At 70.8% G+C, this 23,751-nt stretch carries 20 protein-coding genes, 1 tRNA gene and 1 riboswitch; of the genes, 15 read left to right on the top strand and 6 right to left on the bottom strand.

Features of this window, described 5'->3' with window-relative positions; translation table 11 throughout:
• Positions 1–98: 98 nt before the first annotated feature.
• The 3 genes from ACW4TU_RS05845 to ACW4TU_RS05835 all read left to right on the top strand — a co-directional run bounded on the left by ACW4TU_RS05845 (position 99) and on the right by ACW4TU_RS05835 (position 4,601).
• Positions 99–2,189 (top strand): alpha-galactosidase, encoded by a 2,091-nt coding sequence (locus tag ACW4TU_RS05845; protein ID WP_457429940.1) that lies wholly within the window; start codon positions 99–101, stop codon positions 2,187–2,189.
• Positions 2,190–2,472: 283 nt separating this feature from the next.
• Positions 2,473–2,652: riboswitch (cyclic di-AMP (ydaO/yuaA leader) on the top strand.
• Positions 2,653–2,655: 3 nt separating this feature from the next.
• Positions 2,656–3,639 carry a M23 family metallopeptidase gene (locus ACW4TU_RS05840; protein ID WP_457425284.1) on the top strand — a complete coding sequence of 328 codons (984 nt, stop codon included), beginning with the start codon at positions 2,656–2,658 and terminating at the stop codon, positions 3,637–3,639.
• 176 nt (positions 3,640–3,815) lie between these two features.
• Positions 3,816–4,601 (top strand): SGNH/GDSL hydrolase family protein, encoded by a 786-nt coding sequence (locus tag ACW4TU_RS05835; RefSeq protein ID WP_457430731.1) that lies wholly within the window; start codon positions 3,816–3,818, stop codon positions 4,599–4,601.
• 131 nt (positions 4,602–4,732) lie between these two features.
• On the opposite strand, the gene ACW4TU_RS05830 is transcribed toward ACW4TU_RS05835, so the two are convergent.
• Together ACW4TU_RS05830 and ACW4TU_RS05825 are read right to left on the bottom strand one after the other, a co-directional pair.
• The gene (locus ACW4TU_RS05830; protein WP_457425282.1) at positions 4,733–5,347 is read right to left on the bottom strand and encodes a TetR/AcrR family transcriptional regulator; all 615 of its coding nucleotides are present in this window, start codon (positions 5,345–5,347) and stop codon (positions 4,733–4,735) included.
• Between the two features lie 112 nt (positions 5,348–5,459).
• The gene (locus ACW4TU_RS05825) at positions 5,460–6,650 is read right to left on the bottom strand and encodes a Glu/Leu/Phe/Val dehydrogenase dimerization domain-containing protein (RefSeq protein ID WP_457425280.1); all 1,191 of its coding nucleotides are present in this window, start codon (positions 6,648–6,650) and stop codon (positions 5,460–5,462) included.
• Positions 6,651–6,834: 184 nt separating this feature from the next.
• Between ACW4TU_RS05825 and ACW4TU_RS05820 the strand changes: the two genes are divergently transcribed.
• The 6 genes from ACW4TU_RS05820 to ACW4TU_RS05795 all read left to right on the top strand — a co-directional run bounded on the left by ACW4TU_RS05820 (position 6,835) and on the right by ACW4TU_RS05795 (position 12,657).
• Positions 6,835–8,109 (top strand): MBL fold metallo-hydrolase, encoded by a 1,275-nt coding sequence (locus ACW4TU_RS05820; RefSeq protein WP_457425278.1) that lies wholly within the window; start codon positions 6,835–6,837, stop codon positions 8,107–8,109.
• Positions 8,110–8,480: 371 nt separating this feature from the next.
• A complete protein-coding gene (locus ACW4TU_RS05815) occupies positions 8,481–10,598 on the top strand; it encodes an ATP-binding protein (RefSeq protein ID WP_457425276.1) in 2,118 nt (705 codons plus the stop codon).
• Between the two features lie 80 nt (positions 10,599–10,678).
• The gene (locus ACW4TU_RS05810; RefSeq protein ID WP_189145958.1) at positions 10,679–11,113 is read left to right on the top strand and encodes a roadblock/LC7 domain-containing protein; all 435 of its coding nucleotides are present in this window, start codon (positions 10,679–10,681) and stop codon (positions 11,111–11,113) included.
• Entirely contained in the window at positions 11,110–11,487 is a 378-nt protein-coding gene (locus tag ACW4TU_RS05805) for a DUF742 domain-containing protein (RefSeq protein ID WP_457425274.1), read from the top strand. The genes ACW4TU_RS05810 and ACW4TU_RS05805 overlap by 4 nt, the downstream gene beginning before the upstream one ends.
• A complete protein-coding gene (locus ACW4TU_RS05800) occupies positions 11,465–12,073 on the top strand; it encodes a GTP-binding protein (RefSeq protein ID WP_327698933.1) in 609 nt (202 codons plus the stop codon). Before ACW4TU_RS05805 ends, ACW4TU_RS05800 begins: the two co-directional genes overlap by 23 nt.
• Positions 12,070–12,657 (top strand): GAF domain-containing protein, encoded by a 588-nt coding sequence (locus ACW4TU_RS05795; RefSeq protein WP_457425271.1) that lies wholly within the window; start codon positions 12,070–12,072, stop codon positions 12,655–12,657. The genes ACW4TU_RS05800 and ACW4TU_RS05795 overlap by 4 nt, the downstream gene beginning before the upstream one ends.
• Positions 12,658–12,711: 54 nt before the next feature.
• Here ACW4TU_RS05795 and ACW4TU_RS05790 read toward each other — a convergent pair whose 3' ends face one another.
• Positions 12,712–14,598, bottom strand: coding sequence for a DUF2264 domain-containing protein (locus ACW4TU_RS05790; protein ID WP_457425269.1), 1,887 nt, complete (start codon positions 14,596–14,598; stop codon positions 12,712–12,714).
• Between the two features lie 375 nt (positions 14,599–14,973).
• On the opposite strand from ACW4TU_RS05790, the gene tdh reads away from it, so the two are divergent.
• The 4 genes from tdh (at position 14,974) to ACW4TU_RS05770 (ending at position 18,652) form a co-directional block, all read left to right on the top strand.
• Positions 14,974–16,002 carry an L-threonine 3-dehydrogenase gene (gene tdh, locus ACW4TU_RS05785; RefSeq protein WP_457425267.1) on the top strand — a complete coding sequence of 343 codons (1,029 nt, stop codon included), beginning with the start codon at positions 14,974–14,976 and terminating at the stop codon, positions 16,000–16,002.
• A gap of 28 nt (positions 16,003–16,030) precedes the next feature.
• Positions 16,031–17,230, top strand: a complete 1,200-nt coding sequence (locus tag ACW4TU_RS05780) for a glycine C-acetyltransferase (RefSeq protein ID WP_457425265.1) — start codon at positions 16,031–16,033, stop codon at positions 17,228–17,230.
• Between the two features lie 77 nt (positions 17,231–17,307).
• Positions 17,308–18,210, top strand: coding sequence for a LysR family transcriptional regulator (locus tag ACW4TU_RS05775; protein WP_457425263.1), 903 nt, complete (start codon positions 17,308–17,310; stop codon positions 18,208–18,210).
• Between the two features lie 82 nt (positions 18,211–18,292).
• The gene (locus tag ACW4TU_RS05770) at positions 18,293–18,652 is read left to right on the top strand and encodes an MmcQ/YjbR family DNA-binding protein (protein WP_457425261.1); all 360 of its coding nucleotides are present in this window, start codon (positions 18,293–18,295) and stop codon (positions 18,650–18,652) included.
• A gap of 15 nt (positions 18,653–18,667) precedes the next feature.
• Here ACW4TU_RS05770 and ACW4TU_RS05765 read toward each other — a convergent pair whose 3' ends face one another.
• Both ACW4TU_RS05765 and ACW4TU_RS05760 read right to left on the bottom strand, forming a co-directional pair.
• On the bottom strand, positions 18,668–19,564 hold the full coding sequence (locus ACW4TU_RS05765) for a transketolase family protein (protein ID WP_457425259.1): 897 nt from the start codon (positions 19,562–19,564) through the stop codon (positions 18,668–18,670).
• 69 nt (positions 19,565–19,633) lie between these two features.
• Entirely contained in the window at positions 19,634–20,350 is a 717-nt protein-coding gene (locus ACW4TU_RS05760) for a transketolase (protein WP_457425257.1), read from the bottom strand.
• A 139-nt stretch (positions 20,351–20,489) separates the two neighbouring features.
• On the opposite strand from ACW4TU_RS05760, the gene ACW4TU_RS05755 reads away from it, so the two are divergent.
• A tRNA-Pro gene (locus tag ACW4TU_RS05755) sits at positions 20,490–20,563 on the top strand.
• 75 nt (positions 20,564–20,638) lie between these two features.
• Here the strand turns inward: ACW4TU_RS05755 and ACW4TU_RS05750 are convergent.
• Positions 20,639–21,640 carry a glycoside hydrolase family 43 protein gene (locus ACW4TU_RS05750; protein ID WP_457430729.1) on the bottom strand — a complete coding sequence of 334 codons (1,002 nt, stop codon included), beginning with the start codon at positions 21,638–21,640 and terminating at the stop codon, positions 20,639–20,641.
• A gap of 283 nt (positions 21,641–21,923) precedes the next feature.
• On the opposite strand from ACW4TU_RS05750, the gene ACW4TU_RS05745 reads away from it, so the two are divergent.
• Positions 21,924–23,738, top strand: a complete 1,815-nt coding sequence (locus tag ACW4TU_RS05745; RefSeq protein ID WP_457425255.1) for an ABC transporter ATP-binding protein — start codon at positions 21,924–21,926, stop codon at positions 23,736–23,738.
• Positions 23,739–23,751: the final 13 nt, after the last annotated feature.

Raw genomic sequence — 23,751 nt, 5'->3', positions numbered from 1 at the left:
GAGCAGGCCAATGAGTTTTCCACAGGCGTTGCCGTCCGGGGCCGTGGCGCTGATGATGTTGATGCTTGAGCGTGCCTGTTCGGATCTGTGGGGACATGATGCTGGAAATTGCCGAAACCGGTCGTACATGGCTCCTCTCGGGGCCCACCAGCAGTTACGCCGTCCATCTGACCGAGGACGACGAACTGCTGCACCTGCACTGGGGCCCACGGATCGCCCTGGCTGACGCCGAGGCGCTCGCCGTCCGTCCGCTGCCGGACTACTGGCCCTTCGAGGCCCCGCTCGACGGTCGCGAGGAGTATCCGGTCGAGGGCGGACCCCGGTTCGCACGGCCCGCGCTGTCCGTGCGAACCGACGAGCGCCGGGGCACCGAGTGGCGCTTCGAGGCGTACGAGACCGAGGGCGCCGACGGTGACGAGTTGCTGCTGCGGTTCCGTGACGCGGGGCTGGCGATCACCCTTCACTACCGGATGCGCCACGACGTGGTGGAGCGCTGGGTGACCCTCACTCATGACGGTGCCGACGGAACCGGCCCGCTGGAACTGCTCCGCGCGGACTCCGCCACCTGGACGCTCCCCGAGCGCGACGGCTGGCGTCTCTCCCAGCTCCATGGCCGCTGGGCCGCCGAGTCCCGGCTCGTGAGGGCGGACCTCACCTACGGTGAGAAGGTCATCGGCAGCCGGCGCGGCCACACCGGGCACCAGCACCTGCCCTGGGTGGCGCTGGACACCGACGCGACCGAGGAGCACGGCGAGGTGTACGCGTGCGCGCTCGGCTGGTCCGGCTCCTGGCGGATCGCCGTCGCCCAGCTGCCCGACGCGCGCGTGCAGATCACCGGCGGCGCCGGATACGACGACTCGGGCCTGTTGCGCCTGGCGGTGGGCGGGTCCTTCACCACGCCCGTCTTCGCGGGGCTGTGGACCGATACCGGGCACGGTGGGGCGAGCCGGGCGTGGCACGCGTACCAGCGCGCGTTCGTCGTCCCGGACGCGGACCGGGACCGGCCCGTGCTCTACAACTCCTGGGAGGCCACGGAGTTCGACATCTCCGAGGAGCAGCAGGGGACGCTGGCCCGGCGCGCCGCGGCGATCGGCGTCGAACTGTTCGTCGTGGACGACGGCTGGTTCGGGGCCCGCACCAGCGACCGGGCCGGCCTCGGTGACTGGACGCCGAACCCGGACCGTTTCCCGGCGGGCCTGGGGCCGCTCGCCGAGTACGTGCACGCCCTGGGGATGCAGTTCGGCATCTGGGTGGAGCCCGAGATGGTCAACCCGGACAGTGACCTGTACCGCGCGCACCCCGACTGGGTGCAGTTCCAGCCGGGACGAAAGCGGACGGAGTTCCGCAATCAGCTCGTTCTGAACCTCGCGCGCGAGGATGTCCGCGAGTACCTCTGGGAGCAGCTCGACGGGATGCTCTCCAGCGCCCCGATCGACTATGTGAAGTGGGACTTCAACCGCTGCTTCACCGACGCCGGCTGGCCCGGCGAGGACTACCCGCAGCGCCTGTGGGTCGACCACGTGCACGGGCTGTACGCCCTGCTGGACCGGCTGCGGGCCGCGCACCCGAACGTCGCCTTCGAGTCCTGCTCGGGCGGCGGCGGCCGGATCGACCTCGGTGTCCTCGCCCGTACGGACCAGGTGTGGACGTCCGACAACACCGACCCGCTGGACCGCCTCGCCATCCAGGAGGGCTTCAGCCAGATCCATCCGGCGCGGGTCATGGCCGCCTGGGTCACGGACAGCCCGAACACCCAGCTCAACGGCCGGGTCAGCTCGTTGCGGTTCCGGTTCGTGAGCGCGATGGCCGGGGTGCTCGGTGTCGGCGGCGACCTCACGGACTGGACGGAGGAGGAGCTGACCGAGGCCGGCGAGTGGGTGGGGATCTACAAGGAGATCCGGCCCGTCGTGCAGCGCGGCGACCTCTACCGGCTGCGGCGGCCGACCGGCGGGCTGAGCGCGGTGCAGTACGTGCTCGGGGGCGAGACCGTCGTCCTCGCCTGGCTCCAGGCGCAGCATCACGGAGAGCCGGTGCCGGCGCTGCGGTTGCGCGGACTCGACCCGTCGGCGACGTATGAATGCCGCGAAACGGGAGAAGTTCATCGGGGTGCCGTGCTCCTGCATCGCGGTCTGCGGACCGGATTGAAGGGCGACCTCGATGCGGCAGTTTTCCGGCTGCGTCGCATCTGACGCTTCTGTCCGTTATGGCGCCTTCATTCCAACTCGCCGGGAAATGGGGGTTGCTGTGAATCGGGCGCGTGAGCAGCGTCATATCCGTGACCCTGAGTCGCCGTCATGTTCACGTAATTTCGGCGTGTTTCAAGGGAGTTCCAGGGGCTGAAGGATCCGGAATTCACGGACAGTGACCGGGAATTCTGGGGAGGATCACAGGAAATCCGTACACAGGGAACGTGAGGCTTGTTCCGGTGCGTCCTGGTCGCTTACGTTCGCCACCAATCCGGACGGACGCCCAATCCTGCCGCCGCCCGGAGCCCGCATCGAACATCCGGGAACGGCAGGAGCGGGGGACCCACAGGTAGAACGCCTGTTCCGGTCTCTGGAACAGGCTTGGGGTTAAGTCACGTTCAGGCGTGGCCGGACATCTCCAGTCCGCACCCGACAGCTCACCCCGCAGGCGACGGAGAAGGAATTCGCCATGCCCGCGAAGGGTAAGCACCGCCGTCCGAAGACCCAGCGATTCACCCGTTCGATAGCCGTCGCCGGAACCGGCGGAGCGGCTCTCGCCCTGCCGCTCCTGGGAGCCACCGGCGCCCACGCGGCCACGGCTGAGTCCGCGACCCAGTCGTTGTCGTCGCTTTCGGAATCCGCCAAATCCGTAACGGCGAATTCCGTTTCCGCGAAGACGGTAAAGGCCGAAAAGGCCGCCGCTTCCGCAGGCAAGAAGGCGAGCGTCAGGACCTACGCGGTCCAGGCCGGCGACTATCTCTCGAAGATCGCCCAGGAGCAGAGCGTCAGCGGTGGCTGGCAGAAGCTCTACTCGGACAACCGCACCGCCATCGGCGCCGACCCGAGCCTGATCCACCCCGGTCTGAAGCTGACGATCGGCAAGAAGGCCGCGTCCGTCTCTTCGCCTTCCTCGTCCTCCTCGTCCTCCTCTTCCTCGTCGAAGTCCGCGCGGACGGAGGCGGCCAAGCCGGCCGCCGCGAGCGCGACGACCGAGACCTCGACGACGACCGAGGCAGCCGACACAAGCAGCTCCAGCAGCGCCAGTGGTTTCACCCTCCCCGTGTCCGGTGCCACCATCGGCACCGGTTACCGCGTGGCGGGCAGCATGTGGTCCAGCGGTTACCACACGGGCGTCGACTTCGTCGTCCCGACCGGCACCTCCCTCAAGGCCGTCGGCGCCGGCACCGTCGTCTCCGCCGGCTGGGGCGGCGCGTACGGCAACCAGGTCGTCATCCAGCTCGCCGACGGCTACTACGCCCAGTACGCGCACCTCTCCCAGCTCTCCGTCTCGGCAGGCCAGAGCGTGACGGAGGGTCAGCAGATCGGCCTCTCCGGTGCCACCGGCAACGTGACCGGACCGCACCTGCACTTCGAGATCCGGACCACCCCGGACTACGGCTCCGACGTGGACCCGGTCGCGTACCTCCGCTCGAAGGGTGTCGCCGTCGGCTGACGGGCGCACGACGAGGTGGTCCGCGAGTCACGTTCTCCCGTTATTCCGGGTTGACCAACACTTGACGAGTGGCTTATCTCACCGCGAGTCAACCCCTTCCTACGGTCGCGTAGCTCACATCGGAAGGTGAATCATGGGCCGATGTGGCAGACGATTCGAAGAATGACAGCAGAGCAGTGATCGGGTCGTACGTGGCGGTGGGGGACAGCTTCACCGAGGGCGTCGGCGACCCCGGCCCGGACGGGTCGTTCGTCGGCTGGGCCGACCGGTTCGCGGTACTGCTCGCGGACCGGCGCCCCGAGGGCGACTTCGACTACACGAACCTCGCGGTACGCGGGAAGCTGCTCGACCACATCGTGGCCGAGCAGCTTCCGCTCGCCAGGGAGCAGGCGCCGGACCTGGTCTCCTTCTGCGCGGGCGGCAACGACATCATCCGGCCCGGCAGCGACCCGGACGAGGTCGCCGAGCGCTTCGAGCGAGCGGTGATCGGCCTCACCTCGGCGGTCGGCACGGTCATGGTGACGACCGGCTTCGACACTCGCAACGTCCCGGTGCTGAAGCACATGCGCGGCAAGATCGCCACGTACAACGGGCATCTCCGGGCCATCGCCGACCGGTACGGCTGTCCCGTGCTCGACCTGTGGTCCCTGAAGACCATCCAGGACCGCAGGGCCTGGGACGGCGACCGGCTGCATCTGTCGCCCGAGGGGCACACGCGCGTGGCGCTGCGCGCGGGACAGGTCCTCGGCCTGGAGATCCCGGCCGACCCGGACCAGCCCTGGCCCCTGTTGCCCCCGCGAGGCACCTTCGAGATCCGCCGCGACAACGTGCACTGGGCCCGCGAGTACCTGGTCCCGTGGATCGGCCGACGCCTGCGCGGCGAGTCCTCGGGCGACCATGTGACGGCGAAGGGGAGCCTGTCGCCGATCGACATCAAGAGCCGGATCGACTGGGTCGCGTGAGTCGAGCACGGGGTCCGATCACTTTTCAGCGCCGGGCGGGCACTTTCAGCCCGTCCGGCGCTTGAGGGCGAGGCCGTCCAGGACGAAGCGGGGGCCTGGGGGCGGCAGCCCCCGGTAGACGGCCACGACACTCAGCCACCCGATGTCAACGCCGCCCGCTCCAACCCCAGTTCCCCAGCCAGCGCAGCGTCCACCCACTGCTCGGCCCGCGCCCGCGACACCCCGTCGTACGCCGTCATCTGGACGGCCAGCCCGTCCAGCAGCGCCGTGAGCCGCAGCGCCGTGCCCGCGGGGTCGGGGCACTCGAACTCGCCCGCGGCGACTCCCTCCGCGATGACCTCGGTGATCGCGGCCTTCCAGCGCCGGTCCAGGTCTCCGGCGACCTCCCGCAGCGCGGGGTCGCGCAGGGACACCGCCCACCCCTCGATCCACAGCCGCCAGCCCTTGGCCTGGCCGGTCGGCGCGTACCAGCGCACGGCGGACCGCAGTCGGCGCAGCGCCGGGGAACGGCGCCCGAGGAGCTTGCCCAGGTGGGTGAGGTCGGCCTCGGCCGCATATCTGAACGCGGCGGCGACCAGCTTCTCCTTGGTCGAGAAGTGGTACAGCACCAGTGCGTTGCTCACCCCGAGGACGGCGGCCACGTCGGCGATCCTGACCGCCGCCACGCCCCGCGCCTCGATCTGCTCGATGGCGGCCCGCAACAACTCCTCGCGCCGCTCGGCCACGCTCAACCGCACCCTTGCCACGCGGCCACACTAATCCGTCACCGGACACGATGGCGGGGCAGCCCTGTCAATCCCTGCGAATCCCCGTCAATACGGCCGGTTCGCGGTGACGGCCCCCGTTAGCCGGTCACCGTCACCGGTACCACCCGAACCGCTCTGCGATCACCGGCAGCCGGTCCTCGACGATCGCGTGCGCCGCCGCCCGCGGAGTCGTCCCGTCGGCCTCCGCGCGCGCGAGCACCTGGTCGATCAGGGCCCGCATCGAGCGCCGGGTGTACGCGAACGCCTCCTCCGCGTCCGCGCCGATGTCCCCGAACAGCGTCCACCACCACCAGGCGTTCGTCCCGGAGTTGACGACCACGTCCGGCAGTACGACGACGCCGCGCGCGGCGAGCAGCTCCTCGGCCTCCGGCAGTACGGGCATGTTGGCGGCCTCGACGATCCAACGCGCGGTGATCCCCGCCTGGTTCCCGCTGTCGACGGCGTACGAGACCGCCGCCGGCACCAGCACCTCCGCCGCCACGGACAGCCAGGCCTCGCCCGGCAGTTCGCGGTCGTCGGGGCGCAGCACCGCACGGTCCACGGTGCCGTACGTGTCCCGGGCCGCGAGCAGCGCCTCGATGTCGAGGCCCGCCGGGTTGGCGATCGTGCCCTTGATGTCGGCGACGGCCACCACCGAGAGCCCCGCGCGCGTGAGGAAGCGTGCCGTGGCCCCGCCCATCGTGCCGAGCCCCTGGACGGCGGCCCGGGTCCCGGCGTACGGCACCGCGGCCCGGTCGAGCGCCGCGAGCACGGACTCCGCGACCCCGCAGCCGCCGACCAGCTCGTCGAGCCCGATGCCGTCCACCTCGACCGCGAACGCGTCCGCGAGCCGCGCGCGGGCCACCGTCTCGTCGTCCAGCAGCGGATAGACGGCCTGGATCGACGACACGAGCCCCGCCTCGGAAGCCGCGCGGTCCACGACGTCCTGGCTGAGGCCCAGATCCTCGCCCGTGGTCCAGACGCTCTCGACGTACGGCCGCATCGCGCGCAGATATCGCACCAGCAGGCCGTACGCCGCCGGGTCCTGGGGGTCGCAGTCGATCCCGCCCTTGGCGCCGCCCAGTGGGATGTAGCGGCCCTCGGGGTTGTAGTGCAGGGCTTCCTTCATGGTCATGCCCCGGGCCAGTCCGGCGACCTCGTCCAGGGTGCAGCCCTCGCGCATCCGCAGCCCGCCGCTGGACACACCCCGCACCAGCCTGTCCACGACGAGGAAGCCCTGGCGGCCGGTGAGGTGATCGGTCCAGGTGAGGGAGAGCAGGGGAGCGCCCTGGAGGGTTGTCATGCGGGGAATATACTGACTCGTCGTTCAGTTGTGTGCTGCCGTGGGTCATCGGCCCCACACCCTCCGCCTGCCGTTCGGAACTTTGGTCTTTCCTTGGAATGACCCGGTCGACACACGCATGACGCCGGACTGTCGGAGGGGGCGACCATAATGGAATGTCTGACCGACTCCACCTGGAGGTACCGTGACCGGATTCCCCTCTCCGAACTCAGGGCTGCGCGCGCTGCGGCCCGCGGCCTTCGGTGCGGACCCGAGTGGGGAGCGCCTGGCGCGGATCCGCAGATCGCCGCACTTCGCGGACGGTGTCTTCCAGAATCCGCCGGGCACCCCTCGGCCCGACGGCGCCATGCTCGAGTTCGCCAAGTCCTCCCTGCGCAAGGAGGACCGGGTCCGCCGCGCCCCGGCCGGGACCGTGCCGGTGCACGCCACGACACTCGCGGACCTCGCCAAGCCCCCGGTCAGCGGTCTCCGGCTGACCTGGATGGGCCACTCCAGCGTGCTGACCGAGATCGACGGACAGCGGGTGCTCTTCGACCCCGTCTGGGGTGAGCGCTGTTCGCCGTTCGCCTTCGCCGGACCCAAGCGGCTGCATCCGGTGCCTCTGCCGCTGGCCGCGCTCGGCCCGGTCGACGTCGTCGTCATCTCGCACGACCACTACGACCACCTGGACATGCCCACGATCAAGGCGCTGGCCGGCACGGACACGCTGTTCGCCGTGCCGCTCGGTGTCGGCGCCCATCTGGAGCGCTGGGGCGTCTCGGCCGACCGGCTGCGCGAGCTGGACTGGCACGAGGCGACGAAGGTCGGCGGCCTGACCCTGACCGCCACCCCGGCCCGTCACTTCTGTGGCCGCGGTCTGCGCAACACCCAGCACACCCTGTGGGCCTCCTGGGTCGTCGCCGGTGCGGAGCACCGCGTCTACCACAGCGGCGACACGGGGTACTTCGAGGGCTTCCGGGACATCGGCGCAGACCATGGCCCGTTCGACGCCACGATGATCCAGATCGGGGCCTACAGCGAGTTCTGGCCCGACATCCACATGACCCCGGAGGAGGGCATGCGTGCCCATCTCGACCTCCAGGGCGGGGCGGCCGGCGGTCTGATGCTGCCGATCCACTGGGGCACCTTCAACCTGGCGGCGCACGCCTGGTCGGACCCCGGCGAGGGCACGATCGCCGCCGCTCGCAAGGCGGATGCGCGGATCGCGCTGCCGCACCCGGGCGAGCCCTTCGAACCCACGGCCGAGACCGTTCCCTCGGAGCCCTGGTGGCGGGGCGTGGCCGTGCTCCCGGAGGGTGGCTGGCCGGCGGTCGACGCCGACGGGGCGGCCGATGCCCTTCGTACGGCCGATATCACTCGTACGGCTGATATGGACGATGCCCGGACCGACACGCCCGGTGACATTCAGGGCGGAACTGGCGACGGCAGTGGAGAGCCCGAGGCGGTTTCCGCGGGCTGACGGCGACGGGCGAAAACGGACGACGGACGGACAACCGTACGAACGGCGAGGGCCGGGGAGCAGCTGACTCCCCGGCCCTCGCCGTCCGTATGTGACTGGTTCTGACCAGCCCTGATCGATTTGATGGGGCGAGGGAACGTGCGTCCGAAGGGCTTATCGGTTTGCCGTGCGAGGTGTCATACCAGAGCGGGACCCCGTTCGGGGGAGTTTGTCAACTGCCCACCGCACGTGATGCGTTGCCGACTACTGTGAGTGGCCGCCGGACAACACAGGGCCGTTTTCTCGGTTCTCGACCGGCACCGCGATGGCGCACGCCCGGGTCGCGCAGACGCGCGGTCCCCAGGTCCCGACGCACCAGTACGAGGACGAAGATGTCTCACCTCCGAGCACCGGCCCCCCGTGCAGACCGCCGTGAGGGCGGGCGGCACGGTCGGCCGGTCGCGCGTACTGTCCCCCCACTGCCCGAGACCCAGATACGGCCCCAGCTCATGCGGCTCGCCGTGCTGCCGCCCCTCGCGGTCGCCCTCAGCGCCTGCGCGGCCGTCCTGTTCATCGTCCGCTCCACCGGGGTGCGGCCCACCCTCACCCTGTTCGCCGTGCTCGCCGGGGCGATCGGCGTGGCCCTCGGGGGTGTCGTCATCGCCCTGGTGGCCGCCGACCGAGCCGCCAGATCCGTGCACGAACGCCTCGGTGCCCTGCGCCGCACCAGCGCCCGCGGTGAGGTGGAGCTGCGTGCCCTCGTCGAGGGACTGCGGCGCGGCGACCCACCACCGGCCCGCAGGACCCGGGGCGTACCCGCTGCCGACGCCGACGACTTCGAACTCCTCGGCGCCGACCTCGCCCGGGCCCACGACAGCGCCCTCACCGCGGTCGTCCAGGCCTCGCAGCTCTCCAGCCAGGCGGGCAGCGAACAGAAGGTCGAGGTCTTCGTCAACCTCGCCCGGCGCCTCCAGTCGCTCGTGCACCGCGAGATCTCCATCCTCGACGAGCTGGAACACGAGATCGAGGACCCCGACCTGCTCAAGGGCCTCTTCCACGTCGACCACCTCGCCACCCGCATCCGAAGGCACGCCGAGAACCTCGCCGTCCTCGGCGGCGCCGTCTCACGCCGCCAGTGGAGCAACCCGGTCTCCATGACGGAGGTGCTCCGCTCGGCCATCGCGGAGGTCGAGCAGTACTCGCGGGTCAAGCTCGTGCCCCCGATCGACGGCACCCTGCGCGGACACGCCGTCGCCGACGTCATCCACCTGCTCGCCGAACTCGTCGAGAACGCCACCGTGTTCTCCGCCCCGCACACCCAGGTGCTGCTGCGCGCCAACCTCGTGACCTCGGGGCTCGCCATCGAGGTCGAGGACCGCGGCCTCGGCATGCCCGTGGACGAACAGCACAAGATGAACACGCTGCTCACCGACCCCGACCAGGTCAACGTCGCCAGCCTGCTCCAGGACGGCCGTATCGGGCTCTTCGTGGTCTCCCAGCTCGCCCGTCGGCACGGCATCCACGTCCGCCTCCAGAGCAACATCTACGGCGGTGTGCAGGCCGTACTCGTCGTACCGCAGGCGCTGCTGGGCACGGAGACGGGACCCGGCGGAGTCGTGGGCACAGCCCAGTCGCGGCCGCAGGCACCGGCCCCCACCCAGGCCCCGACCCACGAGACCGGGAGCATGCGCAGGGTGGCCGAGCCGCCCCGGCAGCGTCCGTCGGCCGCCGGCCACGACGCCCGGCACCCGGCGCCCGCGACTCCCGGCCCCGGCACGCAGTCCGGCGACTCGACGCGGCGGCGGCAAGAGGCACCCCGGCCCACCGCACCGGCGCCGAACGGCCGGGGCCCGGCTCCGCTGCCCGTACGCGGGGCCCGTGTGGAGCGGCCCAACCCCGCGGAGGCGATGCCCGGCGTCCGCCCCGACGACCGGCGGACCGTCGCGGAGAACGTGGCCGCGCCGCCCACCCCCCGCAACAGCGCCGTGCGCGGCACCATGGGCAAGCCCCAACTGCCCCGCCGCCGCGCCCAGGAGCACATCGCGCCCCAACTGCGCGGCGGCCCGGCGGCCCCCCGCCCGGAGAGCGAACACGTCGCGCACGACCCCGGACTCATGGCCGCCTTCCAGCGCGGCATCGGGCTCGCCGAGGCGCGCCAGCTGGAGTCGGACTACACGGACCCGGCCGTGGCGGCGATGGAGAGGGCGTACGAGGCGGAGTACGGGGAGTCGGCGCACGCTCGGACGCCCGCCGGGCGACCGGCACTCCCGGAACCGACGTACGCGCCGGCCTCGTACCCGGCCGGGTACGAGGCCGCAGACCCGCAGCCGGTGTCCATCCCCCCGACGCACGAGGGCGCGGGCCGCACCGATGTCGCCATGTCCGCCACGGACTCCATGGACGTACCGCCCACGGACACGTCCCCCATATCCGAGGCGCACCGGCTGCTTGCGCCCGGACACGACCTGGACCTCACCGCCCGGCACGACGGGAGCGCACCGGCCGGATGACCATCCCCCGCAGCACCACCACCCCTGCCCCCCACCCCAGCGCTCCCGCAGACCTTCGTACCCCAAGGAGTCGATCCACCATGGCGAGCGATGTGCCGACCGGCCATGTATCCGATCTCGACTGGCTGATGAGCGGCCTCGTCCAGCGAGTACCGCACACCACGAGCGCGGTACTCCTGTCCTGCGACGGACTCGTCAAGTCCGTGCACGGACTCGACCCGGACAGCGCCGACCACATGGCCGCCCTGGCCTCCGGTCTCTACTCCCTCGGACGCAGCGCGGGCGTCCGGTTCGGTGACGGCGGTGAGGTGCGGCAGGTCGTCGTCGAACTCGACTCGACCCTGCTGTTCGTCACCACCGCCGGCTCCGGCACCTGTCTCGCCGTGCTGGCCGGCCGTGAGGCCGACGCCGCTGTCCTCGGCTACGAGATGGCGATGCTGGTCAAGAGCGTGCGCCCCTACCTGATGACCGCCCCCCGGCAGTCCGCCGTCGAGCCTACGGCGATGAGGCCTTGAGCGTCACGGCGGCCGGCGACGGGCCCTGGCTCGACGACGCGGCCGGACGGCTCGTGCGCCCCTACACCGTCAGCAACGGCCGGACCCGGCCGACCACCGCCCTCGACCTCATGTCCCAGGTGATGACCACCGGGGCCACCCCCCTCGGGTACCTCGGCCCCGAACACACCCAGGCGCTCGACCTGTGCCGGGAACCCGTCTCGGTCGCCGAGGTGTCCGCCCAGCTGAAGTTGCCGGCGGTGGTCACCAAGGTGCTGCTGTCCGACCTCGTCGACTGCGGAGCACTCACCACGAAACCGCCCGAGTTCTACCACAAACCCACTGACCGGTCACTTCTGGAGGCAGTGCTCGATGGACTACGACGACAGCTCTGATCCCTTCCCCACCGCCTTGAAGATCCTGGTGGCGGGAGGGTTCGGAGTCGGCAAGACGACCCTCGTCGGCGCGGTGAGCGAGATCGCGCCGCTCAGCACGGAGGAACTGCTCACCACGGTGAGCGCCTCGACCGACAGTCTCGAAGGCATCGAGAACAAGGTCGAGACCACCGTGGCGATGGACTTCGGCCGCATCACCCTGGACCCTGAACACGTCCTCTATCTGTTCGGTACGCCCGGACAGGAGCGGTTCTGGTTCATGTGGGACGAGCTCTCCGAGGGCGCGCTCGGCGCGGTGATCCTCGCCGACACCCGGCGTCTGGAGGACTGCTTCGCGGCCGTCGACTTCTTCGAACAGCGCGGCCTCGGCTTCATCGTCGCGATCAACGAGTTCGACGGCTCGTACCGCTACGACCCCGAGGAGGTGCGCGCCGCCATCGACCTCGACCCCGACATCCCGATCGTGCGCTGCGACGCCCGGATCTCCAGTTCGGGGGTGCAGACCCTGCTCACCCTCGTACGGCACCTGCTCGCCCACGCGCCCGCGCCCGCGGCCGGCGCCCACAGTGAGGGAGCCCGCCCATGAGCTACGACCCGCCCCGCCCGGCCGGTCGTCTGCTGCTGACCCCCGAGGACGACGAGGCCCCGGCCCGCACCCGACGACTGCGTGGACTGGGTTTCGGGGAACGGGCCGAGCCCGCCCTCGACGCCTTCGCGGACCGCCTCGCCGAGCTGGCCCGCGCGCCGTACGCGATGGTCAACTTCATCGGCGAGGAGCGGCAGTTCTTCGCCGGGCTCCATGTCCCCGGCGGTGCCGACCCGGGCACCGGTCGTGCCGCCGGTGCCGACTCGGACGGGGGGAAGCCGCGGGTGGGCCGCCGGCTGCCGCGCGACCACGGGTTCTGCCCGCATGTGGTGGTCCGGCGCAAGGCACTCGTCCTGGAGGACGTCCGCGACTATCCGCGGTTCGCGGGCAACCCGGTCGTCGACGAGTTCGGCATCCGCTCGTACCTGGGCGCGCCGCTCATCGACAGCGCGGGCATGGCGCTGGGCACGGTGTGTGTCGCCGACTTCGAGCCGCGCCGCTGGGGGAGGGCGGGGCTGGAGACCATCAAGGCGATGGCGGCGGAACTGGCCGGACAGCTCGCGCCGGGGGAGGCCCCCCTCTGAAGGACGTCTCCGTCATAAGGAGAGCGTCAAGTGGAGAGCGTCGTACGGATACGGTCATACGGAGACCGTCTCGCCGTCCGGGAACATGATGAGGGCGCGGCCCTCCTCCGTCACCGCGCACGACACCGCCTCGCGCAGGGCCTGTGGATGCACGGCGTCCCGGGTCAGCGCGACCAGGGTCACGAACAGCCTGCTCGCGCCCGGGGATTCGGCCGCGCGCTGGAGATACGGCGTCGCCGAGTGCGGGCCGAAGGCGTTCGCGTCGACCTCGCGGGCCACGCCCGTGGCCTCGTCCCAGCCGTGCAGCGCGACGACCACACTGGTCAGCCCCGAACCGGTACGGGTCAGGGCCCAGCCGTCACCCCGCTCCGCCTCGGGCAGGGCGGTGTCGGCCACCGTGTAGCCGCCCTCCCGGACCGCCGCGTCGGCCGGCACCTGTACCCGGTGCACGCGGATCTCCCAGGAACCGTGCAGCACGCTCGTCGACTCGACCCGGAACTCCCCCTCCACGCCCGGGATTTCGGCCTCGTACCGGGACGCGGCGACCCGCCCCGAGCAGTGCAGCGGAAGGATTCTGCGTCGGCGCGACGCCGTGCCGTCGGGGGCGAGGAGAGCCAGGTGGCCGTCCACGTTCCGCTCCCAGGCCGACGAGCCCGTCTCCGGCGCGGTGGCCGTCGAGTAGCCGAACTTGGCGTAGTGCGGATCGTCGTCGGCGGGTCCCTCCATCGGGTTGTGGTCGCTGCCGTGGTTGACGAGACGCACGATGCCGTCGTGCCGGGTGCCGTGCAGCAGCCAGCCCGGTCCAGGCAACGCCGTGTACTGGTCGGACTCCTCTACGGGCAGCGGGCGTTCGCGCGCGGTCCACACCGAGTGCTCCGGGGGCAGCAGCAGGCCCAGGAAGGCCATGCTCGACCAGTACGGCGATCCGGGCCCCGAGTACGCCTGGGTCGCCGGCAGGAACGTGCCGTACCAGCCCAGCGGCAGCAGCCCGCGCTCGTCGGGCACCCCGCGCTCCACGAAGTGCGCCACCGCGCCCGAGGCCAGCCGCCTGGTCAGCCCCGGCGCCAGCGGAGTGCACTCGGCCAGCGCGCCCAGCCACACGGGAGCGGTCGCGGCGAAACGGTACGTCAGAGAACGGCCCTGGTGGACCGGGGCGCCGTCCGCCCCGAAGAAGTGCGGGTAGGAGGTGAGGAACTGGGCCAGCCGGCGCTGGTGGACCCGGCCGCGCCCGCCGTCCTGGCCGCCCGTCATCCGGCACCACAGCAGTGGATACAGGTGCAGCGCCCAGCCGACGTGGTAGTCGAACGTACGGCCGTCGCCGTCGCTGTACCAGCCGCCGCCGACATACCAGTCGTCGATCCGGTCGAGCCCGCCGTCGATGTCCTCCTGGCGGTGCGGCGCCCCGACGGAGGCCAGGAACTGCTCGGCGACCACCTGGCACAGCCGCCCGCTGTCGTCCCGGGTACGGCGGCCCACGAATCCCCACAGCCAGTCGACGATCCGCTCCTGAACGTCCACGTCGAGCCGGTCCCAGATCCACGGCCTGGTCTCGTGCAGCCCGATGGCGATCGAGGCCGCCTCGGTCATCGGCTGGGAACAGTCGGTGAGTTCGGGCCAGGCCTCGCCGCTGTCACGGTCCGTGCCCGATGTCAGACCCTGCGTATAGCGTTCTACGAGACGAGGATCCACCTCGCCCGCCGCTCCCGCGATCCGGAAGGAGGCCAGCAGGAATGACCGTGCGAAACCCTCGAGGCCGTCCGACACCACGCCCGCCGAGGAGTTCCGGCCAGGCAGCCGGTACTGCGCGAGACCCGGCGTCGCATAGGGGACCAGCGCCTCCAGCTGCCGGTCTGCGAGCGCCTCCCAGTGCGCCCGGGTCCAGCCGGTGAACAGGGACAGGACCCGGTCGTTGGGCGGAAGCGCCAAGTGCGGTGCGGGCATGACGGGTTCCTGACTCCTTACGGCCCCCGGCGGGGCGCGGCTGTCGGTTCCGTTGTCGGTTCGCGCGGTTCCTCAGAAGGGATACGGCTGATCGTTCCGGTCGGATCAACAGGTGTGCCGCTGTTGTCGCTCTTCCGGCCAATGGGGATATGCCAGTCGTCGTCCGGCGTGAAGGAGAGCTGCGGCGCCGCTTAAGAAATCCTTGATGGACCTGGGAGCCGCCGTACGGCAGATTTCGACTCGCGTTCTCGCGTTCTCAGGTACGCGTTCTCAGGTCCGGGTTCTCGTCGGTCCTGCCGTCGACGTCACCATTCTCCCCGCCACGGGCTCCTTCGGCGTGCCCTGCCCCGGGGTCCTACCCACAGGAGCGTTGCGTTGAAGGCGCTGGTCAAGAAGAAGGCGGAGCCCGGACTGTGGCTCGCGGACGTACCGGAACCGGCGGTCGGCCCCGGTGACGTGCTGATCAAGGTGCTCAGAACCGGGATCTGCGGCACCGACCTGCACATCCGGGCCTGGGACGGCTGGGCGCGGCAGGCGATCCGTACGCCGCTGGTGGTCGGGCACGAGTTCGTCGGCGAGGTCGTCGAAACCGGACGCGATGTCTCCGACATCGGGGCCGGCGACCGGGTGAGCGGCGAGGGGCACCTGGTGTGCGGCCGGTGCCGCAACTGCCTCGCCGGGCGCCGCCACCTCTGCCGGGCCACAGTGGGGCTCGGCGTCGGCCGGGACGGTGCCTTCGCCGAGTACGTGGTGCTGCCCGCCGTCAACGTGTGGGTGCACCGTGTGCCCGTCGACCTCGACGTGGCGGCGATCTTCGACCCGTTCGGCAACGCCGTGCACACCGCCCTGTCCTTCCCGCTGGTGGGCGAGGACGTCCTGATCACCGGGGCCGGCCCGATCGGGCTGATGGCGGCGGCGGTGGCCCGGCACGCGGGGGCGCGGAACGTGGTCGTCACCGACGTCAGCGAGGAACGGCTCGAACTGGCCCGCAAGATCGGCGCGAGCCTGGCGCTGAACGTCTCCGGCGCGACCATCGCCGACGGCCAGCGCACCCTGGGTCTGCGTGAGGGCTTCGACATCGGCCTGGAGATGTCCGGTCGCCCCGAGGCGCTGCGGGACATGATCGCCAACATGACGCACGGCGGACGCATCGCCATGCTCGGTCTGCCCGCCGAGGAGTTCGCGGTCGACTGGTCCCGGATCGTCACCTCGATGATCACGATCAAGGGGATCTACGGCCGTGAGATGTTCGAGACCTGGTACGCGATGTCGGTGCTGCTGGAGGGCGGCCTCGACCTCTCCCCGGTCATCACCGGCCGCTACGACCACCGCGACCACGAGGCCGCGTTCGCGGACGCGGCCAGCGGCCGGGGCGGCAAGGTCATCCTCGACTGGAACACGTAACCCCCCTCATATCCACAGGAGCTTCCTCATGTTCGACTCCGTGCGTGACGACCTGCGCGCCACCCTCGACGAGATCCGCGCCGCCGGTCTGCACAAGCCCGAGCGCGTCATCGGCAGCCCGCAGTCCGCGACGGTCTCCGTCACCGCGGGCGGGCGCCCCGGCGAGGTCCTCAACTTCTGCGCCAACAACTACCTCGGCCTCGCCGACCACCCCGAGGTCGTCGCCGCCGCCCACGAGGCACTCGACCGCTGGGGCTACGGCATGGCCTCCGTCCGCTTCATCTGCGGTACGCAGGAGGTGCACAAGGAGCTGGAGGCCCGGCTGTCGGCGTTCCTCGGGCAGGAGGACACGATCCTCTACTCCTCCTGCTTCGACGCCAACGGCGGTGTCTTCGAGACCCTCCTCGACGCCGAGGACGCGGTGATCTCCGACGCCCTCAACCACGCCTCGATCATCGACGGGATCCGGCTGTCCAAGGCCCGCCGCTTCCGGTACGCCAACCGTGACATGGCCGACCTGGAACGGCAGCTGAAGGAGGCCACGGAGGGCGGCGCGCGCCGGAAACTGATCGTCACCGACGGCGTGTTCTCCATGGACGGCTACGTGGCCCCCCTGCGCGAGATCTGCGACCTCGCCGACCGCCACGACGCCATGGTCATGGTCGACGACTCGCACGCCGTCGGATTCGTCGGTTCCGGCGGCCGGGGCACTCCCGAGCTGCACGGCGTCATCGACCGCGTCGACATCGTCACCGGCACGCTGGGCAAGGCGCTGGGCGGTGCGTCCGGGGGCTACGTGGCCGCGCGCGCCGAGATCGTGGCACTCCTGCGTCAGCGCTCACGGCCGTACCTGTTCTCGAACACGCTTGCCCCGGTGATCGCCGCCGCCTCGCTGAAGGTGCTCGACCTGCTGGAGTCGGCGGACGACCTGCGGACGCGGCTCGCCGGGAACACCGGCTTGTTCCGCCGCCGGATGGCCGAGGAGGGCTTCGTCATCCTTCCCGGCGACCACGCCATCGCGCCCGTGATGATCGGTGACGCCACGAAGGCCGGCCGGCTGGCCGAGCTGCTGCTGGAGCGCGGCGTGTACGTGATCGGCTTCTCGTACCCGGTCGTCCCGCAGGGGAAGGCCCGGATCCGTGTCCAGCTGTCGGCGGCACACTCCACCGAGGACGTGAACCGTGCGGTCGACGCCTTCGTCGCGGCCCGGGCGGAGCTGGAGGGCTGACCGGACGGCCCCCGGGATACCTTCCCGGGCATACCGCTCCGGACACACTGTGCCGGACGTACTGGATAATCGATCGCATGATCGAAGCGCGGCGGCTCCACATCCTGCGTGCGGTGGCCGACCACCGGACGGTGACAGCGGCTGCCGCCGCGCTGTATCTCACTCCCTCGGCCGTCTCCCAGCAGCTCACGGCCCTGGAGCAGGAGACCGGCCGCCGGCTCGTCGAGCGCGGCGCCAAGGGGGTACGGCTGACCCCGGCCGGCGAGATCCTGCTCGCCCACACCAACCTGGTCCTCGCCCAACTGGAGCGGGCCGAGGCTGAGTTGGCCGCGTACGACTCGGGCGCCGCCGGCACGGTCACCGTCGCCGCCTTCGCGACCGGCATCGCACTGGTCGTCGCCCCCGCCCTGGCCCGCCTCGCCGAAACCGCCCCCGGTATCCGGGTCCGCGTCCAGGACGCCGAGGGCGACGCCAGCCTGCCGATGGTGCTCGACCGGCAGGTCGACGTCGCGGTGGCCGTCGAGTACCGCGGAGCGCCGCCCGCCGACGACCCGCGCCTCACCCACGTCCCCCTCTACGCCGAGCCCTTCGACGCGGTCGTCCCGGTCACCCACCGTCTCGCCGACGCCCATGAGGTGCCGCTCGCCGAACTGGCCAAGGACGCGTGGATCGGGCCGTACCCGGGCAACCCCTGTCATGAAGTGGTCGTCCTGGCCTGCGAGAACGCCGGATTCCGGCCCCGCCTCGAACACTCCTCCGACGACTTCCGGGCGGTCGTGGCCCTGGCCTCGGCCGACGCCGGCGTGGCCCTCGTACCGCGTTCGGCGCTGCGCGGCATGGAGCTGACGGGAGTGGTCGTGCGCCCGGTCGACGGAGTGGCGCCCACCCGGAGGGTCTTCGCGGCCGTACGCAGGGGGACGGAGGAACACCCCCTGATCCGCCCGGTGCTGGAGGCGCTCGGCACCGCCGCGGAGGTGTAGACGGGCGTCCTGGCGCGAGGAGTGGGCACTGTTGCTGGGCGACCGCGGGTGATTGTCAGTGGCATTGGCTACGGTGCGTTGCATGCCGGAAGCCGAAGACGTACGCCGTATCTCCCTCTCCCTGCCGGACACGACGGAGAAGATCGCCTGGAGCATGCCCACGTTCCGGGTCGCGGGCAAGATGTTCGCCACGCTGCCCGAGAACGAGACCTCCATCGCCGTGCGCTGTCCGAAGGAGGAGCGCGACGAACTGGTCATGGCCGAGCCCGAGAAGTTCTGGATCGCCGACCACGAGGCGGGCTTCGCCTGGGTCAGAGTGCGCCTCGCCGCACTGGAGGACGAGGGCGAACTGCGTGACATCCTCACCGATTCCTGGCGTCAGGCGGCCCCGCCCCGCCTGCTGGACGCCTACCCGGAGCTGGGAGCGCCGGACGCCGGCTGAACCAGGGAGGCGAGCTCAGGCCACGAACCCCAGGATCCGCTGCCGGAGCGCCTGTGCGTCGAGCCCGTGCGCGGCCACATGATCCTCGACGTCCCCGTAACGGCGGAGTTCGCGGCGGCCCACGCCGAGGCCCAGCACCCGGTGGGGCACGTCGGAGAGCGCGTCGTTCACGACGGCTGTCGTCGTGCCCGCGAGGTACGGCTCGACGAGGACGACATCGGTGCCCGCCGCCTCCGTGGCCCGGCGCAGCGCAACCGTGTCGAAAGGTCGTACGGTCGTCGCGTACAGGACGGTGACGTCGAGCCCTTCCGTGGCGGCGAGCACCGCGTCGAGCATCGGCCCGACGGCGATCACGACCCCGGAGCGGCCCTCGCGGACGGTGAGGAACCGTTCGCCGTCGACCGCGAGCCCTTCCGCGTTGGACTGCGCCGACAGCCGTACGTACACCTTGTCGTCGCCCGCGGCGACCGCGTGCCGCAGCAGCGTCTCGGCCTCGTCGGGGTGCCCCGGTACATGGACGGTCCAGCCGTCCAGGGTGTCGAGGAGGGCCACGTCACCGGGTGCCATGTGCGTGTAGCCGCCCGCAGGCCAGTCGAAGGAGGCGGCGGCGCTCACGAGTACGGCGCCGACGTCCTGGTGGCCGAGGTCGAGCTTGACCTGCTCGAAGGGGCGCTCCACGAGGAAACTCGCGAACGTGTGCACGACGGGACGCATACCGGTGAGCGCCAGGCCGGCGCCCGCGCCGACGAGGAGCTGCTCACGGATGCCCACGTTGATCACCCGGTCGGGATGCCGGGCCCGTGCCCGAGCGAACGCGTCGGCGCCGATCTCGGCGAGGACGACGGCGACGCGTGGGTCCTCGTCGAGCAGCCTGGTCAGGACGGGGGCGAAGCGGTCACGCATGGTGTCCATGGGGGGTGGATCCCTTCGGGTCGGTGAAGTGGGGCGGGGGGACGGGTCGGACAGGTCGGACGTGCGGGGTCACTCGGACTTCGGTTCGACCCGTGCCACGACCGCGTGCGGGCGGCCGGGATGCGGCGTGGTGAAGGCGGCGTACAGGGCCTCGTGGTCACGGCCGTCGACCGTTGCCGTGGACCAGCCCGCTGCCTCGAAGCGGGCGGCGATGCCACCGGGCCGGGCATGGCCGGCGGACGAGTTGTCGACGACGACGGTGTGCAGGCGTTCGAGACCGGCGGGACCGGCGAAGGCGATCGCCTCGTGGTTGCTGCCCTCGTCCAGTTCGGCGTCGCCGATCAGCACCCACACCGCGGGCCCGTCGAGCCGCTGGGCGCGCAGCCCCAGCGCCGAACCCACGGCGATCGGCAGACCGTGCCCGAGCGAGCCGCTGCCGATCTCGGCCCCCGGCACCAGCACCCGGTCGGGGTGGTGGCCCAGTGGCGAGTCGTACGCGCCGAAGCCCGGCAGCCAGTCCACGGGCAGGAAGCCCTTGGCGGCGAGTACCGCGTAGTACGCCATGGGCCCGTGCCCCTTGGACAACAGGAACCGGTCCCGCCCGGGATCCGTCATCCGGTCCGGGCCGATGCGCAGAACCCGGTCGTAGAGGACCCAGAGCACGTCCAGCGTGGAGGTCGCCGCCGGCCCGTGCTTCTCGTCGCCGGTCATCAGCCCCATGAGCCCGGTCAGCTCGGCGTACTCGTGTGTGTGGCGCGTGTCGATGTGCGTGGCTGTGGCTGTCATGGGGACGATCGTGCGACCTCAATCAAACTTGAGGTCAAGGGCCGGGTGTGCGAACAAAAGGAGTGCGCGACCATCGACCCGAGTGCGGTATTGTTTCCATGCGTGTTCAGGCCAGGGGAAACCCCAGGTCAGACCGTATCGGGACGTGGCGCAGCTTGGTAGCGCACTTGACTGGGGGTCAAGGGGTCGCAGGTTCAAATCCTGTCGTCCCGACTTTACGAAGTCGGAGGTCGGAGGCCGTTCTCCCAGAAATGGGAGAACGGCCTCCGACGTTTGCGCACCGCGGCGTCAGCCACCGCCGTCGAGGTCGGCGCGCCGCCGGAGCACCCGCAGCTCGTCGCCGGCGAACTCCATCTCGTACAGCTTGCCCCGCGCGTTCTCGAAGGGGCGGTGGAGCACCATCATCAGCAGGCCGTCGAACGTGCGGAAGAGCATGCCGTGACCGCTGTCGTCGCGGACCAGCGGCCGGTGCTGCCGCCACGGCCCGGTGATGGTGCCGGACTCCGAGGTGGCGTACGTCTGCACATAGCCGCCGCTGATGTTCCCGTCCCGGCCGGCCACGTTCTTCTCGTAGGTCGACCACAGCATGAGCAGTGACCCGTCAGGCGTGCGGTGGAGCTGCGGCCCGTCGGTGATGTACGGCGGGAGCTGGTTCGGCAGGCCGGCGGGGATCTCCTCGGTGAGCCAGGACGCGTCCGAGGCCTTGAACAGGAACACCGGATCCCCGATCGTCCGGGACAGGTCCGGGGCCAGTCGGATCGCTTCCATGGTTCCGTCGATGGTCTGCAGCCACTCGTGCGCGTACACCATCCACGGCTGTCCGGACGGGTCGACGTAGAGCGTGCCGTCGAGGGTCATGAGGTTCGCGGGCGGGGTGGGGCGTGCGGGGTCGACGACGGTGAACGGGCCCAGCAGTGAGGAGGAGACGGCAGTGATCGTGCCGCGCATGTAGGCGGGAATCTGGAACGGCGTACCCCACTGGTTGGGCGGAGGCACCGGAAGCGGCCTGTCCTCGTTGTGCAGGGTGGTGAAGAGGTAGTACCTGCCGTCCCATGCGTGGACCTCCGGCGCCCAGCCGCCGTCGGTCGCCCAGATCCCCTTCTGCCCGGCAGCCAGGAAGACCACCACGGGCGGCGTCCAGTCGCGCAGGTCGTGGCTGCGGTAGACCATCGTGCCGGTGCCGTCCACGCCCGATACGGACGGGTCGTTGGACGTGTAGAGGTAGTAGGTGCGGGTCTTCTCGTCGGCGACGACGAACGGATCGTGCAGCGGCATGTCGGGAAGCCGCATCGCCTTGCTCTCGGTATCGGTTTCGGTTTCGGTGTCAGCCACGGTGGAAGGATAAACGCGCCTTTCCGGACCGGGCTCGCACGCGCGTTCGGGCCCGCCGTTGGCCGAGAAAAACGCTTGGACCGGGTGGGCGCCGACGCGGGACACTGGGTGTTCTGGCCTGCCCGTACTCGCACTTCGACGCCGCCGCGAACTTCGCGGGGGCTCCGTCGTTGTGCCCGTCTGCCGGGACGACTCCGGCGACAGCGTGTGGCGGGCCGCCCTACGACGACACAGGGTGGGAATGGGATCGCCTGAATCTCGCGAGGTCTCACCGGGCAAAGGGCCGGTAATCCTCGCACTTCGCTATTACGGACGGGAGTTGGCCCGCCTCAGGCGGCTGACGCTCCCCGCGATGCTGCTGCCGGCGCTCGGAAACATCGGCCTCTCCTACATCGCGCCGCTGGTCGTCGCGAAACTCGTCGGCCGGATCGCCGACGACGACGGCATCACCGCCGGCTCGGCCATGCCCTACGTCCTCGCCTTCGCTGGCGTCATGCTGCTCTCGGAGGTGCTGTGGCGCCTGGGCCTGCACTGCCTGAACCGCGTCGACGCCCGGGGTATCGAGCACCTGTACGTGATCGGCATGGACGAGCTGTTCGCGAAGGACGCCGCGTTCTTCCACGACAACTTCGCCGGATCCCTGACCAAGCGCGTCCTGAGCTTCGCCTCCCGGTTCGAGGAGTTCGTCGACACGCTGACCTTCCAGGTCGTGGGCAGTCTGGTGCCACTCGTGTTCGGTTCGGTGGTCCTGTGGCGCTACGAACCGCTGCTTGTGGTCGGCCTGTTGGCGATGCTCGCCCTGACGGCGCTGTGCGTGGTGCCCCTCATCCGGCGCCGCCAGGCGCTCGTCGCCAAGCGCGAGGAGGCGATCGCCCGGGTGTCGGGCCATGTCGCCGACAGCCTGATGAACATGGACACGGTCCGGGCGTTCGCCGCCGAGGAACGTGAGGCCGCCGAGCACCGCTCCCGGGTCGCGGCGTCGAGACGGCTCACGCTGCGGTCGTGGGACTACGGCAACCTGCGCATCGACACGCTGGTCGCGCCGCTGTCCGTACTGACCAACGCCCTGGGCCTGCTGCTCGCGATCACGCTCGCCGGGGGCGGGCACGGCGTGGAGACGGTCGTGGTCGCCTTCACGTACTACTCGAACGCCACCCGGATCATGTTCGAGTTCAACCAGATCTACCGCCGGCTGGAGAGCTCGATGACGGAGGCCGCGCAGTTCACCGAACTGCTGCTGACGTCGCCGACCGTGCTCGACCCGGCCGCGCCGGAGGCCCTTGGGTCCCGGGCCGCCGACGTCCGCTTCGAGAACGTGACCTTCGCCCACGCGGGCGCCGAGCCGCTCTTCGAGGGACTCGACCTGGCGGTGCCCAGCGGGGCGAAGATCGGCCTCGTCGGCCGTTCCGGCGGAGGCAAGACCACCCTCAGCCGGCTGCTGCTGCGGATGACGGACATCGACGCCGGCCGGATCATGATCGGGGGCCAGGACATCAGCCGGCTGCGCCAGACGGACCTGCGCGGACTGATCGCCTACGTGCCGCAGGACCCGGCGATGTTCCACCGCACGCTGCGGGACAACATCGCGTTCGCCCGGCCGGACGCCACCGACGCCGAGATCCGCCGCGCGGCCGAGGCGGCACACGTCACGGAGTTCGCCGACGCGCTGCCGGACGGCTTCGACACCATGGTGGGCGAGCGCGGAGTCAAGCTGTCCGGCGGTCAGCGCCAGCGGGTCGCCCTGGCCCGGGCGATCCTGCGCGACGCGCCGATCCTGCTGCTGGACGAGGCCACCAGTGCTCTGGACTCCGAGAGCGAGATCCTCGTCCAGGAGGCGCTGTGGCGGCTCATGGAAGGCCGCACGGCGCTGGTGGTGGCGCACCGGCTGAGTACGGTCGCCACCATGGACCGACTCGTCGTCCTCGACCGCGGCCGGATCGTCGAGCAGGGCACGCACCAGGAGCTGCTCGCGACGGAGGGTGCCTATGCGAAGCTCTGGCAGCACCAGTCGGGCGGCTTCCTGGACGACACCCCTGCCCGGGCCGATCTCCACTGAACGCGGTCCCGAC

Source organism: Streptomyces kryoterrae (assembly GCF_054072135.1).
This window is presented reverse-complemented; position numbering and strand designations above follow the sequence as displayed.